Origin of the sequence: Pseudomonas sp. GW456-12-10-14-LB2 (assembly GCF_002884345.1) — a bacterium.
Classification (GTDB): Bacteria; Pseudomonadota; Gammaproteobacteria; order Pseudomonadales; family Pseudomonadaceae; genus Aquipseudomonas; species Aquipseudomonas paraglycinae.
In genome coordinates this window covers 1-15995 of sequence record NZ_POHV01000067.1, presented here as the reverse complement: position 1 = coordinate 15995, position 15995 = coordinate 1, and the positions used below count along the sequence as shown (strand labels likewise).

Annotated in this window: 15 protein-coding genes; 6 read left to right on the top strand and 9 right to left on the bottom strand. The window is 62.0% G+C overall.

Annotation, left to right across the window (positions count from 1 at the left end; genetic code table 11):
- The first annotated feature begins 241 nt into the window (after positions 1 to 241).
- Positions 242 to 799: a DUF2780 domain-containing protein gene (locus tag C1X29_RS27580; protein ID WP_007959813.1), complete on the top strand. Its 558-nt coding sequence runs from the start codon at positions 242 to 244 to the stop codon at positions 797 to 799.
- Between the two features lies 1 nt (position 800).
- Here the strand turns inward: C1X29_RS27580 and C1X29_RS27575 are convergent, their stop codons facing one another.
- Entirely contained in the window at positions 801 to 1688 is an 888-nt protein-coding gene (locus C1X29_RS27575) for an acyltransferase (protein WP_102718892.1), read from the bottom strand.
- A gap of 193 nt (positions 1689 to 1881) precedes the next feature.
- Between C1X29_RS27575 and C1X29_RS27570 the strand changes: the two genes are divergently transcribed.
- The 4 genes from C1X29_RS27570 (at position 1882) to creD (ending at position 6007) form a co-directional block, all read left to right on the top strand.
- Positions 1882 to 2385: an ATP-dependent zinc protease gene (locus tag C1X29_RS27570; protein WP_064599935.1), complete on the top strand. Its 504-nt coding sequence runs from the start codon at positions 1882 to 1884 to the stop codon at positions 2383 to 2385.
- A gap of 73 nt (positions 2386 to 2458) precedes the next feature.
- Positions 2459 to 3139 (top strand): two-component system response regulator CreB, encoded by a 681-nt coding sequence (creB, locus tag C1X29_RS27565; RefSeq protein ID WP_102718891.1) that lies wholly within the window; start codon positions 2459 to 2461, stop codon positions 3137 to 3139.
- Positions 3139 to 4554 carry a two-component system sensor histidine kinase CreC gene (gene creC, locus C1X29_RS27560; RefSeq protein ID WP_102718890.1) on the top strand — a complete coding sequence of 472 codons (1416 nt, stop codon included), beginning with the start codon at positions 3139 to 3141 and terminating at the stop codon, positions 4552 to 4554. The genes creB and creC overlap by 1 nt, the downstream gene beginning before the upstream one ends.
- An 82-nt stretch (positions 4555 to 4636) precedes the next feature.
- A complete protein-coding gene (creD, locus tag C1X29_RS27555; RefSeq protein ID WP_102718889.1) occupies positions 4637 to 6007 on the top strand; it encodes a cell envelope integrity protein CreD in 1371 nt (456 codons plus the stop codon).
- An 87-nt stretch (positions 6008 to 6094) separates the two neighbouring features.
- Here the strand turns inward: creD and C1X29_RS27550 are convergent, their stop codons facing one another.
- From C1X29_RS27550 to C1X29_RS27515, 8 genes are all read right to left on the bottom strand, one after another.
- On the bottom strand, positions 6095 to 6724 hold the full coding sequence (locus C1X29_RS27550) for a glutathione S-transferase (RefSeq protein ID WP_085746824.1): 630 nt from the start codon (positions 6722 to 6724) through the stop codon (positions 6095 to 6097).
- 64 nt (positions 6725 to 6788) lie between these two features.
- Entirely contained in the window at positions 6789 to 6968 is a 180-nt protein-coding gene (locus C1X29_RS27545) for a hypothetical protein (RefSeq protein ID WP_085697754.1), read from the bottom strand.
- Positions 6965 to 8095: a PepSY domain-containing protein gene (locus C1X29_RS27540; protein ID WP_085746622.1), complete on the bottom strand. Its 1131-nt coding sequence runs from the start codon at positions 8093 to 8095 to the stop codon at positions 6965 to 6967. Before C1X29_RS27540 ends, C1X29_RS27545 begins: the two co-directional genes overlap by 4 nt.
- Positions 8096 to 8169: 74 nt before the next feature.
- Positions 8170 to 10608: a TonB-dependent siderophore receptor gene (locus tag C1X29_RS27535; protein ID WP_102718888.1), complete on the bottom strand. Its 2439-nt coding sequence runs from the start codon at positions 10606 to 10608 to the stop codon at positions 8170 to 8172.
- Between the two features lie 209 nt (positions 10609 to 10817).
- Positions 10818 to 11789 carry a FecR domain-containing protein gene (locus C1X29_RS27530; RefSeq protein ID WP_102718887.1) on the bottom strand — a complete coding sequence of 324 codons (972 nt, stop codon included), beginning with the start codon at positions 11787 to 11789 and terminating at the stop codon, positions 10818 to 10820.
- Complete coding sequence (locus C1X29_RS27525) at positions 11786 to 12304, bottom strand: RNA polymerase sigma factor (protein ID WP_102685714.1); 519 nt, start codon at positions 12302 to 12304, stop codon at positions 11786 to 11788. The genes C1X29_RS27530 and C1X29_RS27525 overlap by 4 nt, the downstream gene beginning before the upstream one ends.
- 110 nt (positions 12305 to 12414) lie before the next feature.
- Positions 12415 to 13122, bottom strand: a complete 708-nt coding sequence (locus C1X29_RS27520) for a PolC-type DNA polymerase III (protein WP_102718886.1) — start codon at positions 13120 to 13122, stop codon at positions 12415 to 12417.
- Positions 13119 to 15059, bottom strand: a complete 1941-nt coding sequence (locus C1X29_RS27515; RefSeq protein WP_102718885.1) for a putative nucleotidyltransferase substrate binding domain-containing protein — start codon at positions 15057 to 15059, stop codon at positions 13119 to 13121. Before C1X29_RS27515 ends, C1X29_RS27520 begins: the two co-directional genes overlap by 4 nt.
- Positions 15060 to 15313: 254 nt before the next feature.
- Here C1X29_RS27515 and C1X29_RS27510 point away from each other — a divergent pair, with 254 nt between their 5' ends.
- Complete coding sequence (locus tag C1X29_RS27510) at positions 15314 to 15760, top strand: response regulator (protein ID WP_102718884.1); 447 nt, start codon at positions 15314 to 15316, stop codon at positions 15758 to 15760.
- Positions 15761 to 15995: the final 235 nt, after the last annotated feature.

Genomic DNA, 15995 nt, shown 5'->3' with positions numbered 1-15995 from the left:
GGCAATAAAAAACCGGCGACCCTGGGTCGCCGTTTTTTATGAGGTTTATATAACTGTCCCTCGCGTTCCAAAACGGCGGATCTGCCATTCATCGCCCGGCGTTCGGACTTTCACGTTTCATGCACGCCTTCGGTATGAAAATGGCTGGCCCGCGCCGGAACATGCCGGCGGATGCCCGGTCAAACCGGGCAGTTTGACCCTCCCTTGACGGAAGGTCTTCACGCCACAAGAGGATGTCTGAATGAAGATTTCACGCGGTTTTGCCCTGGCATCGCTCCTGACCCTGGCGGCAGGGCCGGTGTTTGCCGGTTTCAGTTTGAATGACGTGGCCGGTGCGGTATCGGGCATGCAGGGCGGGGACAAGGCCGCCGCCGCGGCGCCGACGTCGGAAACCGCCGGTCTGTTGAGTGCCTTGAGCGCGCTGAACGTCACGCCGCAGCAAGCGGTCGGCGGTACCAGTGCCATGTTGGGCCTGGCGAAGAACCAACTGAGCAACACGGACTATTCCGAGCTGGCCAAGGAAGTGCCGGGCATCGACAAGCTGTCGGGCGGCAGCGGTAATCTGGCGGCGTTGAGCGGCTTGCTCGGCTCGTCGGGCAAGTCCGCCGGGCTGGAAAATGCGCTGGGCAACGTCAAGGACACCAATGACCTGAACAACGCTTTCGGTGCGTTGGGCATGGACAGCGGTATGGTCGGCCAGTTTGCCCCGATCCTCCTGCAATACCTCGGTCAGCAGGGTGTCGGCGGTTCGTTGCTGCAAAGCCTGGGCAGCATCTGGGGTACCGGCACCAACGGGTGACTCAGCGGCGCTCGCCCTTGAGTTCGGCGATGCGCTGATCCTTGAGGGTCCAGAGCTGGTTGACCCAGTTCTGGACCTTCTCGCGAAACGCCGGATCGTTTTCGTAATCGCCCTGCCACAGGGCCGGATCCAGCTCGCGGGTCTGGATGTCGATGATCACGCGCGGCACGTTGCCGCTGATCAGGTCCCAGAACCCCGGAATCTTCTGCTGTGGATAAACCACGGTCACGTCGAGAATCGCGTCCAGCTGTTCGCCCATCGCCGCCAGTACAAACGCCACGCCGCCCGCCTTGGGTTTGAGCAGGTGACTGAACGGCGATTGCTGCTGAGTGCTTTTGGCAGCGGTGTAACGCGTGCCTTCCAGATAGTTCACCACCGTCACCGGCTGGCGCTTGAACAGCTCGCAGGCGGCCTTGGTGATTTCCAGATCCTTGCCGGCCAGTTCCGGGTTCTTCGCCAGAAACGCCTTGGTGTAACGCTTCATGAACGGGTAATCCAGCGCCCACCAGGCCAGGCCCAGGAACGGCACCCAGATCAGCTCTTTCTTGAGGAAGAACTTGAAGAACGGCGTGCGCCGGTTGAGGGTCTGGATCAGCGCCGGGATATCGACCCAGGACTGATGGTTGCTGATCACCAGGTAAGACGTGTCGCTGCGCAAGTCTTCGCCGCCGCGAATGTCCCATTGGGTGGGGATGCACAGGCGAAAGATCAGCTTGTCGATTTCCGCCCAGGTTTCGGCGATCCACATCACCGCCCACGAGGCGTAGTCGCGAAAGCGTCCCGGCAGGATCAGCTTGAGCAGGGCGAACACCATCAGCGGTCCGAAGAGCACGAGGGTGTTGGACAACAGCAGCAGGGTGACGAGACAGCCGGTGAGCAGGCGGCGCATAAGCAACTCTTGGAAAACGGATGGGCGCGCCATGATAAGTGGCTTCGGCCGACAGGCCAAATCCGCCGGTGACGAATGTTTCACCTGTGGGGCGTTAGTCTGATCGTTCCCACGCTCTGCGTGGGAACGATCAAGTAAACAACGGTCTAAAATCTCGCGTCTGACGCCCCCATTTCCCAAGGAAGCCCCTTACGTGAAATCCCTCCTTGCACTGCTTTCCCTCGTCGCCCTGCCGGTGCTCGCCGCCGAACCGACGCTGTACGGTCGTTACGAATACATCGCGCTGCCGGAAATCGGCGGCGAAGTGCTCAAGGCCAAGATGGACACCGGCGCGCTGACCGCCTCGTTGTCGGCCAAGGACATCGAGACGTTCACCCGCGACGGCGAAGACTGGGTGCGTTTCCGTCTGGCCACCAAGGACGCCAGCAACAAGGTGTACGAGCACAAGGTCGCGCGGATCAGCAAGATCAAGAGTCGCTCGGATGAAGAAGACGAGGGCGAAAGCACCGAAGTGGCCAAGCGTCCGGTGGTCGATCTGGAGCTGTGCCTGGGCGACGTCAAGCGTACCGTGGAGGTCAACCTGACTGACCGCAGCAACTTCAACTACCCGTTGCTGATCGGGGCCAAGGCCCTGCGCGAATTCGGCGCGGCGGTGAACCCGGCGCGACGCTTCACGGCGGACAAGCCGGACTGCTAAACCAAGTGGTCTCATTGACGTAACGCCGGGCTTGGGGCACCGTTCGCGCACTTAACCCACAGGCTCGGACGCCATGCCTCATATCCTGATTGTCGAAGACGAAGCGGCGATTGCCGACACGCTGATTTTTGCCTTGCAGGGCGAGGGCTTCACCACGACCTGGCTGAGCCTGGGCGCGGCGGCGCTGGAGCATCAGCGCCAGAACCCGGCGGATCTGATCATCCTCGACATCGGCCTGCCGGACATCAGCGGCTTCGAGACCTGCAAACAGCTGCGTCGCTTCAGTGAAGTGCCGGTGCTGTTCCTCAGCGCGCGCAATGCAGAGATCGATCGCGTGGTGGGCCTGGAAATCGGCGCCGATGATTACGTGGTCAAGCCGTTCAGCCCGCGCGAAGTGGCGGCACGAGTCCGGGCGATTCTCAAGCGCATGGCGCCACGTCCGGTCATCGAGGCGGCCTCGGCGCTGTTTCGCGTCGATCCCGAACGCGTGCAGATCAGCTATCGCGGCCAACCCCTGAGCCTCACCCGCCACGAATTCCGTCTGCTGCAATGCCTGCTCGAACAACCCGAGCGGGTGTTCAGCCGCGAGCAACTGCTCGATGCGCTGGGCGTGGCGGCGGATGCCGGTTACGAACGCAGCATCGACAGCCATATCAAAAGCGTGCGCGCCAAATTGCGTCTGGTGCGCGCCGAGGCCGAGCCGATCCAGACCCATCGCGGCCTTGGCTACAGCTACAGCCCGGGGCACAGCTGATGTCGCTGGGGCTGCGGATTTTCCTGGTGTATGTGCTGTTCATCGGCTTCACCGGTTACTTCGTACTCAACACAGTGATGGAAGAAATCCGCCCCGGCGTGCGCCAGTCCACCGAAGAAACCCTGGTCGACACCGCCAACCTGATGGCGGAAATCCTGCGAGACGATTTCAAGGCCGGCACCCTCAACCAGAATCGCTGGCCGGAACTGCTCCGCGCTTATGGCGAACGCCAGCCGAAGGCGACGATCTGGGGCCTGGCGAAAAACCAGGTCAACCACCGGATCTACGTTACCGACGCCAAGGGCATCGTAGTGCTGGACTCCAGCGGTGTTGCGGTCGGTCAGGACTACTCGCGCTGGAACGACGTCTACCTGACCCTGCGCGGTGAATACGGCGCACGTTCCAGCCGCAGTGACCCGAATGACCCGAACTCCTCGGTGATGCACGTCGGCGCGCCGATCCGCGACAACGGCGCGATCATCGGCGTGGTCACCGTGGCCAAGCCCAACAGTTCACTGCAACCCTACGTCGATCGCACCGAACGCCGTTTGCTCGGTTACGGCGCCGGATTGATCGGCCTCGGCCTGCTGCTCGGCGCCGTGCTGTCGTGGTGGCTGAGCCGCGCGTTGCACCGCTTGACCGTTTACGCCCAGGCCGTGAGCGAGGGCCGTCGGGTGGCGGTGCCGCGCTATCGCGGCGGCGAGCTGGAACAGTTGGCCACTGCCGTGGAACAGATGCGCACCCAGCTCGAAGGCAAGGCCTACGTCGAGCGTTATGTGCACACCCTGACCCATGAATTGAAGAGCCCGCTGGCGGCGATTCGCGGTGCCGCCGAGTTGTTGCAGGGCGAGATGCCGGCGGATCAGCGATTGCGCTTTGTCGGCAACATCGACAGCGAAAGTGCCCGGATGCAGCAGTTGATCGAACGTCTGCTGAACCTTGCCCAGGTCGAACAGCGGCAGGGTCTTGAGGAGCGTGTCGCCGTGCCGTTGGCGGCGCTGGTGAATGAGCTGCTTCAGGCACAGATGGCACGCATCGAAGGCCGGCAACTGCGTATCGAGCAAACCATCGCGGCGGATCTGGCGTTGATCGGCGAGCCATTTCTGCTGCGACAGGCGCTGGGCAATCTGCTGGAGAACGCACTGGATTTCACGCCGTCACACGGTCTGCTGCGCTTTGGTGCCGAGAGAATCGGCGAGCAGGTCGAGCTTCGCCTGTTCAACGAAACCACGCCGATTCCCGACTATGCCTTGCCCCGTTTGAGCGAGCGTTTCTACTCCTTGCCACGCCCGGACAGCGGACGTAAAAGCACCGGACTCGGGCTGAACTTCGTCGAGGAGGTGGTCAAGTTGCACGGTGGATCAATGCGCATCGGCAACGTTGAAGGTGGGGTGGAAGTCGTTCTGCAGTTGTAGTATCCACACAAACTCCACATTCCTCCCACAAAACCCCCACATCCCCTTTGCAGACTCTGCCCATCGAAACAGGGAGAGTCCCATGAACAAAAGTCTGACGATAAAACTCGGGGCCATTGCCCTGCTGATCCTGGTATTGCTGGTGCCGCTGCTGATGATCGACGGCATCATCGACGATCGCCAGCAACTGCGTGACGGTGTGCTGGAAGACATTGCCAGAAGCTCAAGCTACAGCCAGCAACTCAGCGGGCCGGTGATGGTTGTGCCGTATCGCAAAGTGGTGCGCACCTGGAAAACCAAGGAGAAGAGCGACGAGCGCTACCAGGAAATCGGCGAAGAGCGCGGGCGCCTGTATTTTCTGCCGGAGCGTTTTGAACTCGACGGCCAGGTGCAGACCGAACTGCGCGCCCGTGGCATTTACGAGGCGCGGCTGTTCCATGCCGATAACCGTATCAGCGGGCATTTCTCGCTGCCGGCGCAGTTGGGGATCAAGGAGGATTTTGCCGATTACACCTTCGATGCGCCGTTCCTGGCGGTCGGCATCAGTGATATTCGCGGTATCGAAAATGCGCTGAAGCTGGAGCTTGGCGCGCAACGCCTGGACTTCGTTCCGGGTACTCAGGTCGGCTGGCTGGGCGAGGGTGTGCGAGTGACGCTGCCGGCGCTGGACACCAGCAAGACCACGGAACTGGCCTTCGGCTTCGACCTGCGCCTGCAAGGCACCGGCTCGTTGCAGGTGCTGCCGGTGGGCAAGACCAGCCGCGTGAACCTCGCTGCCAACTGGCCGCACCCAAGCTTCATCGGTAACTTCCTGCCGGCCAAACGCGAGATCACCGATCAGGGTTTCACCGCCGACTGGCAGACCTCGTTTTTCTCCACCAATTTGCAGGAAGCGATGAGCCGTTGCGTGTCGGGCAATGATTGCGAGGCGGTCAACGGGCGCAGTTTCGGCGTGAGCTTCATCGATCCGGTGGATCAGTATTTGAAGAGTGACCGGGCGATCAAATATGCGTTGTTGTTCATCGTCCTGACGTTCGCCGGTTTCTTCCTGTTCGAAGTACTGAAAAGCCTGGCAGTGCACCCGGTGCAATACGCGTTGGTGGGCGTGGCGCTGGCGTTCTTTTATCTGTTGCTGCTGTCGTTGTCGGAGCACATCGGTTTTGCCATGGCGTATCTGTTGTCCGCCAGCGGTTGTGTGCTGTTGATCGGGTTCTACGTCTGCCATGTGCTGCGCAGCGTGCGGCACGGCTTGAGCTTTTCGGCGGGGCTGGCGGCGTTGTACGGCTTGCTCTACGGCTTGCTGAGCGCCGAGGATTACGCGCTGCTGATGGGCTCGCTGCTGCTGTTCGGTCTGCTGGGTGTGTTCATGGTGCTGACCCGCAATCTGGACTGGTACGGGATCGGGCAGAAACCGGCCAAACCGCTGGAGTTCGATATCGGAGCGGTGCAATGAGCCGGTTTGTGGGGTTGCGTGAGGAGCAGCGGGAGGCCGAAGTGTTGATGACGCTGATCTTTGCGTCGTTGCCTCCCGCCCGGTGCGTCAAGCCTTCGGCATCGTCGCTATCATCGACGGCCGCTGGCTCACTTCAAAGAACCAGTTGGCCAGTTGCGGGTTGGCGTCACGCCAGCCCAGATCCGGGAAGCGCAGATCCAGATAACCCAGCGCACAGGCCACGCTGATCGAAGCGACGTCGAAGTGGCAGGTCAGTTCGGCAATCGCGTCGCGCTCCAGCAGGGCGAGGGCGCGGCGGATCTTCTCGCGCTGGGCCTCGAGCCATTCGTCCCAGTGCTTTTCCGGGGCACGCAGCACTTGCTCGTAACGCACCATGACCGAGGCGTCCATGATCCCGTCGGCCATCGAGGCCAGGGTCAGGCGCCGCCAGCGGGCCGCGCCGTCGCGAGGGATCAGCGGGTTGCCGACGTGCTGGTGGTCGAGGTAATCAAGGATCACCCGGCTGTCATGGATGACATTGCCGTCGGCCAGGCGCAGGGCCGGGATCTTGCCCAGCGGGTTGTCTTCGTTGAGGGCGGCGTCCGGGCTGACAGGGCTGAGTACGCAGTCCTGCAGCGCGACGCGATCCTGCTGGCCGGTCTCGTGCAGCAGCACCATGACTTTGCGCACGAACGGGGACAGGGTGTTGTGAAACAGGGTCATGCTGGGAGCGGACATTGGCAGGGTCTCGGTCAAGGGCAAGACGGGCAGCATAGCGCGTTGCCCGTCAGGCTCAAGCCGTTCAGCGACGTTGCAGCAGTCCACGCAGGGCAATGGCGGCCGGAACGCCCAGACCAATCCAGCTCAAGCCATCCCAGATCCCGTCGCCCAGCAGCGCGGCGAACAGGCCCGCCGCACTCAGCAGCGCGATCACCAGCGGTGTGCTGAAGACCTTCCAGAAATTCGACTGACGCGGCTTCATGCAGAGGCCTCCGCCGGTTCCAGTACCGGTTTCGCGGCCTTGCGCCTTACCACCCACAAGTACACGCCGCTGGCGAGGACGATGATGGTCAGCACGTCCAGCGTGGCCCAGAGGATTTTCATCGGCATGCCGCCGTAGTCACCGAAGTGCAGCGGCTGAGACATGCCCATGGCGTCCATGTACCACGGTCGTTCTGCCACCGCCGTGACCTGCAGGGTGCTGGCGTCGATCAGCACCGGGGTCAGCAGGTGCGAGGTCAGGTGGGTGCCGCCCTTCATGAACACCGAGTAATGGTGCTCGCTGGAGAAACGGGTGCCGGGGAAGGCGATGAAGTCCGGTTTCATCCCCGGTGTGACGCTGCCGGCGATGTCCAGCACCCGGGTGGCCGGGGCCAGTTGCGTCAGCGGCGGGGCATCGCGATAGGGCGCGATCATGGCGTTGAGCGAATCGCTGCGCCAGGCGGCGATGATCAGGTCGGCACAGGCGCTGATCACTCCCGTAACGCCGACCACCAGTGCCCAGGTCAGGGTGACCACGCCGATCAGGTTATGCAGGTCGAGCCAGCGCAGGCGGGTGGATTTGTCCTGGCGCACGGTGCCGAACTTCAAGCGGCGCATGAACGGCAGGTACAACACCGTGCCGGACACGATCGCGACCACGAACAGCAAACCCATGAACGCCAGCAGCAACTTGCCCGGCAGGTCGGCGAACATGTCGACGTGCAGGCGCAGGATGAACAGCATCAGCCCACCGTTGGCCGAAGGCATTTCCAGGGCTTCGCCGGTGCGCGCATCGAGCATGAAGGTGTGCGAGGAGTTGGGCTCGGTGCCGGCGGTCTTGGCCATGATCGTCAGCACGGCATTCGGTTCGTCGTCTTCGAAGCCGAAGTACTGCACGACTTCACCGGGCCGATGCTTCTCCGCCGCTTCGACCAGTTGCGCCAGGTTCAGATGCGGCGTATCCGCCGGCATCACCCGCAACTCGGGCGCATCGCCCAGCAGGTGGTCGATCTCGTGATGGAAAATCAGCGGCAGGCCGGTCAGGGCCAGCAGCAGCAAAAACACGGTGCAGATCAGGCTGGTCCAGGTGTGGACGAAGGACCAGCGGCGAATTGTTTTACTTTTCATTTCATGACCTTCAAAAACACCAAAGCCGTCCACGAGGGACGGCCTGGTTGCAGGGCCTGTTTCAGCTCAGGCGCTTACCACTTGTAGGTGGCGCTGGCGATGACGCTGCGCTGGTCGCCGTAGTAGCAGTAGAAACCGTCGCAGGTGGAAATGTAGTCCTTGTCGAACAGGTTGGTCGCGTTGAGTGCCAGCGACGCCCCTTTGAGGCTGTTGTCCAGACGGCCGAGGTCGTAATGCACGGCGGCGTCAAACACGGTGTAGGCGTCCGCCTTGCCCAGCCAGGTGTTGGCCTTGTCGCCGTAGGTGTTGCCGGTGTAGCGCACGCCGCCGCCGATGCCGAAGCCGTCGAGCACGCCGCTGTGCCAGGTGTAATCGGTCCACAGCGAGGCTTGCTGGTTCGGCATCAGTTGCAGACGGTTGCCCTTGTCGACGCCTTTCTGCACTTCGGACTTGGCCAGGGTGTAGGCGGCGATGACTTTCAGGTTGTCGGTAACGTCGGAGACGGCTTCCAGCTCCAGGCCTTTGACTTTCACTTCGCCGGTCTGGCTGGTGATGGTCACGTTGTTGACGATGGAGTTGACCGAGACGTTCTTCTGGGTCAGGTCATACACCGCTGCGCTGAGCAGGGTCTTGCTGCCCGGTGGCTGGTACTTGATGCCCAGTTCCCATTGCTTGCCCTCGGTCGGTTTGAACGAGTCGGTGGCAGTGGCATCGGCGCCGCTGGTTGGCTGGAAGGATTCGGCGTACGACAGGTACGGCACGAAACCCGAGTCGAACACGTAGCTGATCGCCGCGTTACCGCTGAACGCCTTGTCACGCTGGGTGTTGGTGGCGTCGCCCTTGTTGAAAAATTTGGTGCTGGTGTGCACCCAGTCTTCACGACCGCCCAGGGTCAGACGCCATTGGTCCAGGGCCATCTGGTCCTGCACGTAGAGGCCGCTCTGGTAGGTTTTCTGGTTGTAGTCATAGAACGCCGAGGAACGAGGTGGACGAATGATCGTCTGGCCGTAGACCGGGTTATTGACGTTGATGTCCGGTGCGGAGCCGAAGATCGAGGTGTAGTTGTCGTTGCTGCGCTGGTGATCGAGACCGAGCAACAGGGTGTGACGGATATCGCCGGTGGCGAAGTCCGCCTGGAAGTTGTTGTCCACGGCGAACTGGCTGATGTCCTCATCGACGTTGGTGGTGCCGCGGCCGACATTACCCTGATCATCGACGGTGAAGCCGGCGAAGGATGGGTTGTAGCTGTTGACGGTCACCGTCTGGAACGACAGATCAGACTTGGTGTAACGCAGATTCTGTTTGAACTGCCACACGTCGTTGATGCGATGTTCGAAGGCATAGCCGAGCGCGTAGTAGGTACGGTCGTAGAAGTCGTAGTCAGGATCGCCCAGGTTCTTGTGATGGGAAATCTTGCCGAACGGCATGTCGATCTTGGTGCCCTGGATCGGGTAGAACTGGCTGGTGACACCGGTATCGTCGCGGGTGAACTGCGAGAGCAAGGTCAGCTTGGTGTCTTCGTCGATGTTCCAGGTCAGGCTCGGGGCGATGTTGTAGCGCTTGTTTTCGATGTGGTCGATCTGCGTGTCGCTGTCACGCACCACGCCGCTGATGCCATACAAAAACTGACCCGCTTCATCGATCTTGCCGGTGCTGGCGAAGTTGATCTGGCGGTGATTGTCGCTGCCGTACTGCAACTGGATTTCGCTGCTTTGCACATCGCTCGGGCGACGGCTGACCATGTCCAGCAGGCCGCCCGGCGGGGTCTGGCCGTACACCGAAGAAGCCGGGCCGCGCAGCAGGGCGAGGCGATCGAGGTTCCAGGTTTCCGGTTTCGGGTTGGCGTAGATGCCGCGTGGCAACGGCAGGCCGTCGAGGAATTGGGTCGGTTCGAAACCGCGCACGCGCAGCCAGTCGATACGGGTGTCGCTGCCGTAGCTGCTGGCGGTGATGCCAGGCATGTAGCGCACGGCGTCATCGAGGCTGTGCACGCCACGGTCGTCCATTTGCTGGCGAGTGGCGACCGAAATCGAACGCGGCGCTTCGACCAGCGCGGTGTCGGTCTTGGTGCCGGCGGCGGTGCGGGTGGCGGTGTAGCCTTCGACCGGGCCCCAGGCGCTTTCATAGTTTTCCACGCCGATCACCGAAGTTTCCGGCAGGGCCATCACGCCTTCCGGTACGGCGACCAGGGTGTAAGTGCCGGCGCTGCTCTGTTCCAGTTGCAGACCGGTGCCACGCAGGGCCGCGCGCAGGGCGCCGGCCGCGTCATATTGGCCGTTGACCGGCGCCGAAGTCTTGCCCGCCGCCAGCGACGGGTTCAGCGACAGCGTGAGGCCGCCCTGGCTGGCGATCTGGTTCAGGGTGGTCGACAACGGAGCCGCCGGCAGGTTGTAGGCGCGTACGCTCGACGCCTGTTCAGCGGCGATCAGTTGGCTGCTGGCCAGCGGGGTGCAGAGGGCAATGGCGACCGCCAGCAAACTGGGGCGCAACAAGGTGTCTAGCGAACGGGACATACGGCGGCTCCTGAATGGAAATATTTCTCAATTGCCTGTGTGCCGGACGAGATTCGAAAAGTGATAGGGCTGGATGAAAATAATTTCGATTAACGAACGACAACGCTGCACAAGTCAGCAGAAAGTCCGTTTTCATGGGGTGTGATGGGGGGGGGGTGTGGCCCGCCGCGACCTGCTCGCGACAGCGATTGCTCAGGAAGCGCTGAATGTCAGGGCTTCGGATCAGCCTTGGCCACGGTCACCCACCATGGCGTGTGCTGTTCGATCTGCACCGGCAGGGTCGGCAGCAGGGCGTTCAGCGCCTTGTCGGTGTCGTGCAGCGGGAAGCTGCCGGTGATGCGCAGGTCGGCGACTTCCGGCGCAATGCCCAGATGGCCGCGACGATAGCGACCGAGTTCATGCACCAGGTCTTCCAGGCGCGCGTTGTCCACCACCAACATGCCGCGGGTCCAGGCATCGGCGCCGGGGTTGAGCGCCACTACCGAATCCAGACCGTTGTGGCGGATCAGCACTTGCTGGCCTTCGCGCAGGATCTGTTCCTGCGGATCGGATTGCGGATGCGCCGCCACCGCCGACTGCAACACGCTAAGGCGCGTGCCGGCGTCTTCGCGCTTGACCAGGAACCGCGTACCCAGGGCGCGCATGCTGCCCTCGGCGGTTTCGACGATGAACGGCCGCGCATCACCGTGACCGGTTTCGACGAGGATTTCGCCTTCCTGCAACACGATCAGCCGTTGCTTCTCATCGAAGCGGACATCCACCGCGCTGTGGGTATTGAGGTTGAGCACGGTGCCGTCGGCCAGGCGCACGGTGCGCTGTTCGCCGGTGGCGGTGCGTTGGTCGGCGAGCCAGTAATCCAGCGGCAGATAACGTTCGCCGGCAAACAGCGCCAGACCGACCACCGCCACGACACTGGCCAGCCCGCTGCCGAGCTTGCGCACGCGGCGGCGGATGCCTTCGCGCGATTGCAGCAATGCGGTGCGTGCCGGGCCGTTGGCCACGCTGAAACGCTGGTCGAGCATGCCCAACTGGCGCCAGGCGCGAGCGTGTTCTTCGTTGGCCGCGTGCCATTTGGCGAACTCTTCGCGCTCCAGCGGCGTGCTGGAATCGAGGGTCAATTGCCAGGCAATCGCCGCGTCCAGCACATGGGCCGGGACCGGTCGGGAACTGGCCGGGCTCATGTCGGCTCACCGTACAGTGCGATGTAGCACTGGCGGATGCCCTGGGCCAGGTACTGGCGCACGCGGGGGACAGACACGCCGAGTTTGTCGGCGATCTCGGCGTGGGTCAGGCCGTCGAGGCGGTTATAGAGGAAAGCGGCGCGGGCCTTGGTCGACAGCTTGCCGAGCATGCGGTCGATGGCCTTGAGGTCTTCGAGGATCAGTTGCTGTTCTTCGACCGAGGGCTGTTCGCCCTCGGGGACCAGCATCAGTTCGGTCAGATACGCCTGTTCCAGCGCAGCCCGGCGGAAGTAGTCGAACAACAAGCCTTTGGCGATCGCCACCAGAAACGCCCGGGGTTCGCGCGGGGTCAACAGTTCGTCGCGGCCGAGCAGGCGGACGAAGGTGTCCTGGCTCAGGTCTTCGGCGCGTTGCGGGCAGGCGACGTTGCGGCGCAGCCAGGCCAGCAGCCAGCCGCGGTGGTCGCGATACAACGCACCGACGAGCTCACTGTGAGGGCTTTGGGCTGAAGACACGACGACACCGACTGGGAAGTGTTAACTAACGAGAATTGTTCGCGATTGTGGCAGAGGTGGGAATGGTTAGCAATTGGCCACCGGTCGGGTTGTCGGGCGACAACCCGGATTCAGAACGAATGCGTCTGCTGGCGGCGTTTCCACTGACTCAAGCGTTGCTGCAGATTCAGCGGGCTCTGGATCTGCTGCTGGCGTGCCCGGCTGAACAGGATCAGCGCCAGTTCCGCCGTGGCCAGAGCATCGGCGCTCGCGTGGTGGCGTTCGAACACTTCGAGCTTGAACCAGTCGATCCACTCGTCCAGCCCCGCTTCGCGAATGTGCGCCTGCGGGCAAACCAGCGGGGCGATCTGCGCCACGTCGAGGAACACGGTCTGCAACTTGTGCCCCAGATGTTCCTTCAAGGCGCGCCCGAGCATGTGCTGGTCGAAGGAGGCGTGAAACGCCAGCACCGGACTGTCGCCGATAAACTCCAGCAGCTCGACCAGGGCTTCGGTGGGCTCGCTGCCGGCGGCAATCGCGCTCGGTGCCAGACCGTGAATCAACACGCTCGGGCCGAGTTTCAGCTCGCGGCATTGCAAGGTGCGTTCGAATTGCTGGCTAAAGTCGATCGCACCGTCCTCAATCGCCACCGCACCAATCGACAGCACCCGGTCCTTGTTCAGGTTCAGCCCGGTGGTTTCCAGATCCAGTACCACCCAACGCTGTTCGCGGAGGCTGCATTCACGCAGCTCACCGATGGCCGGCAGTTTCGCCAGGCGCTGTTGCAGATCGTCCGGCACGACGGGACTGGCCGGACGCAGCCACGAGAACAGGCTCATAGCTGATACCGCAGGGTCAGGCTGCTTTGCAGGCGCTGGGCCTGGCGCAGGGATTCACGCAGGATGCGCCGGTCCAGATGATTGAGGCTGTCGGGATCGACCCGGTTCGAGTACGGCAGGTTTTCCCGGGTCTGCAGTTGATGCTGTTGCATGCGCGTCTGCTGGATGAAGTGATAAGCCTCTTCGTACGCGGCGCCATCCAGCCGGTCGATGACTTCTTTATCCACAAGCTGGCGGAAGCGTTCGAGGGTGTTGTTGGCGTCGATGCCATGGGCCAGCGCCAGCAGGCGGGCACCGTCGACAAACGGGGTCAGGCCCTGAATTTTCAGGTCCAGCGTGGCTTTCTCGCCGTTCTTTTTCGTCAGCACGAACTCACGGAAACGCCCCACTGGCGGGCGGTTGCGCAAGGCGTTCTCGGCCATCATCCGTTGGAACAGTCGGTTATCAGCGACCTGATCGAGAATTCCCCGGCGCAATTGCTCGCAACCCTGTTCATCACCCCAGACCACGCGCAGGTCGAAATAGATGCTTGAGCCCAACAGGTTCTCCGGCGTCGCCTCGCGAATGAACGCGGCAAAGCGTCGGGCCCATTCGGCGCGGGACAGACACAGCTGCGGATTACCGGCCATGACGTTGCCCTTGCACAGGGTGAAGCCGCATTGCGCCAGGCTGTTATTGATCTGCTGGGCGATGGGCAGCAGCTTGCCGCGAATCTCCGCCGCGTGGGCCGCATCCCGCGCGTCGAACAGAATGCCGTTGTCCTGATCGGTGTGCAGCGTCTGCTCGCGTCGGCCTTCGCTGCCGAAGCACAGCCAGCTGAATGGCACACCGGGATCGCCTTTTTCGGCGAGGGTCAGTTCGATCACCCGGCATACGGTGTGATCGTTGAGCAGGGTGATGATGTGGGTGATCTGGGTCGAGGACGCGCCGTGGGCGAGCATGCGCTCCACCAGTTGGCCGATCTCGCCGCGCAGGGTCACCAATTGTTCGACCCGCTGGGCACTGCGAATGGTCCGCGCCAGATGCACCAGATCGACCCGTTGCAGCGAGAACAGGTCTCGCTCGGAAACCACACCGCACAGGCGTCGATCCTTGACCAGGCACACATGGGCGATGTGCCGTTCGGTCATGGCAATCGCGGCGTCGAAGGCGCTGTGATCCGGCGACAGATGGAACGGCGAGTGCGTCATGTGCCGTTCGATCGGCTCGCTGAAATCGCCAACCCCTTCAGCCACTACATGGCGCAGGTCGCGCAGGGTGAAAATCCCCAGCGGCGCCTTGTGTTCGTCCACCGCGACGATGCTGCCGACCTGTTGTTCGTGCATCAGCTTCACCGCTTCGCGCAGTGGGGTGGAAGGGCTGCAGGTCACCGGATGGCGCATGGCCAATTCGCCGAGACGGGTGTTCAGCGAATACTGGGTGCCGAGGGTTTCCACGGCTTTCTGCTGGACTTGCTGATTGACCTGATCGAGCAGGCTGCTGACTCCGCGCAGGGCGAAATCGCGGAAGGTGCTAGAGAGGGCGAACAGCTTGATGAACGCCAGTTTGTTCAGTTGCAGGCAGAAGGTGTCTTCACCGGCCAGATGCTCGGTGCGGGTCGCCCGTTCGCCGAGCAGCGCGGCGAGGGGAAAACACTCGCCGGTGGTAATTTCAAACGTGGTTTCGGTGCCGCCCTTGGCCGTGTGCGGACGCTCGCCGACCACCCGGCCCTGCTTGACGATGTAGAAGTGTTCGACCGGCCCGTCGGCGGGTTTGATGATGCTTTCGCCCTGACCGTAGAAGCGCAGCTGGCATTGCTCCACCAGATAGGCCAGATGGGCGTGTTCCATTTGATTGAAAGGGGGGAAGCGCTGGAGGAATTGCAAAGTGCCCTGAATGTTCTGCAACACCGCGGTTTTCCCTGCCTGGGTGAAGGCGTCCGCTTTACTCATAACCATTACCGCAGTCTTTTTCGAATTGTTGTTGTCGGATCGTTGCAGCCATGGTCGGCCCCATCGCGCGGGGTGCCCATTGGACGTAAGTCTAGGTTGGGCATGCCGTTGGGTAGTTTTCGGATATGCCCTACAAAATCAGTCGGAAATTCTTCGGTTCGCCCCTTGGAAAAAAATCCGACGAAGTGCACATTGAAGCTCTGCCCAGCGATGTCTGACCACTGTGCCAGGGGATCGATTTTGAAAACGTAGAGAACGCCATGTCCGACCACGATATTTTGAGCGACGCCGAGCGGGAAGCGCTCAGCGCTGTGATGCTCGAACCCGATCTGCCACCGCAGCGTGTATTGATCGTCGATGACGACAAGGACGCCCGGGAGCTGTTGTCGGAAATTCTCGGGTTGGATGGCATTCGTTGCATGACCGCCGCCAGCGGCGAAACCGCGCTGAAAATGCTCGCGGAAAAACCTTTGATCGGGCTGGTAATCACCGACCTGCGGATGGGCAATGTCGATGGCCTGGAGCTGATCCGCCAAGTGCGCGAGTCAGTGCGGGCGGCAATGCCGATCATCATCGTTTCGGGCGATGCCGACGTGAAGGACGCGATTGCGGCGATGCATTTGAGCGTGGTGGATTTTTTGCTCAAGCCGATTGATACCGCCAAATTGCTTGGACTGGTCAAGCATGAGCTGGGCATCGAGCCTTAACGCCAAAGCCCCCTCACCCTAACCCTCTCCCGAAGGGAGAGGGGACTGACCGAGGTGAATGTTAGAGATACGCCGACCTGAAATATTGAGTCGAACTCAGGTTCTGAAAAGCCCCTTATTTGCTCCCTTTCCCCCTCTACCCCTTGGGGAGAGGGTTGGGGTGGGTAAAGACCGGGTACATCCTTTACGTTTGAGACCGGGGACATGGTTTACAGGTATCAATCATGGTCAGGAG

Coding starts and splice junctions, on each gene's coding strand:
- C1X29_RS27580 (WP_007959813.1), top strand. CDS start 242: ATGAAGATTTCACGCGGTTTTGCCCTGGCATCGCTCCTGACCCTGGCG.
- C1X29_RS27575 (WP_102718892.1), bottom strand. CDS start 1,688: ATGCGCCGCCTGCTCACCGGCTGTCTCGTCACCCTGCTGCTGTTGTCC.
- creB (WP_102718891.1), top strand. CDS start 2,459: ATGCCTCATATCCTGATTGTCGAAGACGAAGCGGCGATTGCCGACACG.
- creC (WP_102718890.1), top strand. CDS start 3,139: ATGTCGCTGGGGCTGCGGATTTTCCTGGTGTATGTGCTGTTCATCGGC.
- creD (WP_102718889.1), top strand. CDS start 4,637: ATGAACAAAAGTCTGACGATAAAACTCGGGGCCATTGCCCTGCTGATC.
- C1X29_RS27550 (WP_085746824.1), bottom strand. CDS start 6,724: ATGTCCGCTCCCAGCATGACCCTGTTTCACAACACCCTGTCCCCGTTC.
- C1X29_RS27545 (WP_085697754.1), bottom strand. CDS start 6,968: ATGAAGCCGCGTCAGTCGAATTTCTGGAAGGTCTTCAGCACACCGCTG.
- C1X29_RS27540 (WP_085746622.1), bottom strand. CDS start 8,095: ATGAAAAGTAAAACAATTCGCCGCTGGTCCTTCGTCCACACCTGGACC.
- C1X29_RS27535 (WP_102718888.1), bottom strand. CDS start 10,608: ATGTCCCGTTCGCTAGACACCTTGTTGCGCCCCAGTTTGCTGGCGGTC.
- C1X29_RS27530 (WP_102718887.1), bottom strand. CDS start 11,789: ATGAGCCCGGCCAGTTCCCGACCGGTCCCGGCCCATGTGCTGGACGCG.
- C1X29_RS27520 (WP_102718886.1), bottom strand. CDS start 13,122: ATGAGCCTGTTCTCGTGGCTGCGTCCGGCCAGTCCCGTCGTGCCGGAC.
- C1X29_RS27515 (WP_102718885.1), bottom strand. CDS start 15,059: ATGGTTATGAGTAAAGCGGACGCCTTCACCCAGGCAGGGAAAACCGCG.
- C1X29_RS27510 (WP_102718884.1), top strand. CDS start 15,314: ATGTCCGACCACGATATTTTGAGCGACGCCGAGCGGGAAGCGCTCAGC.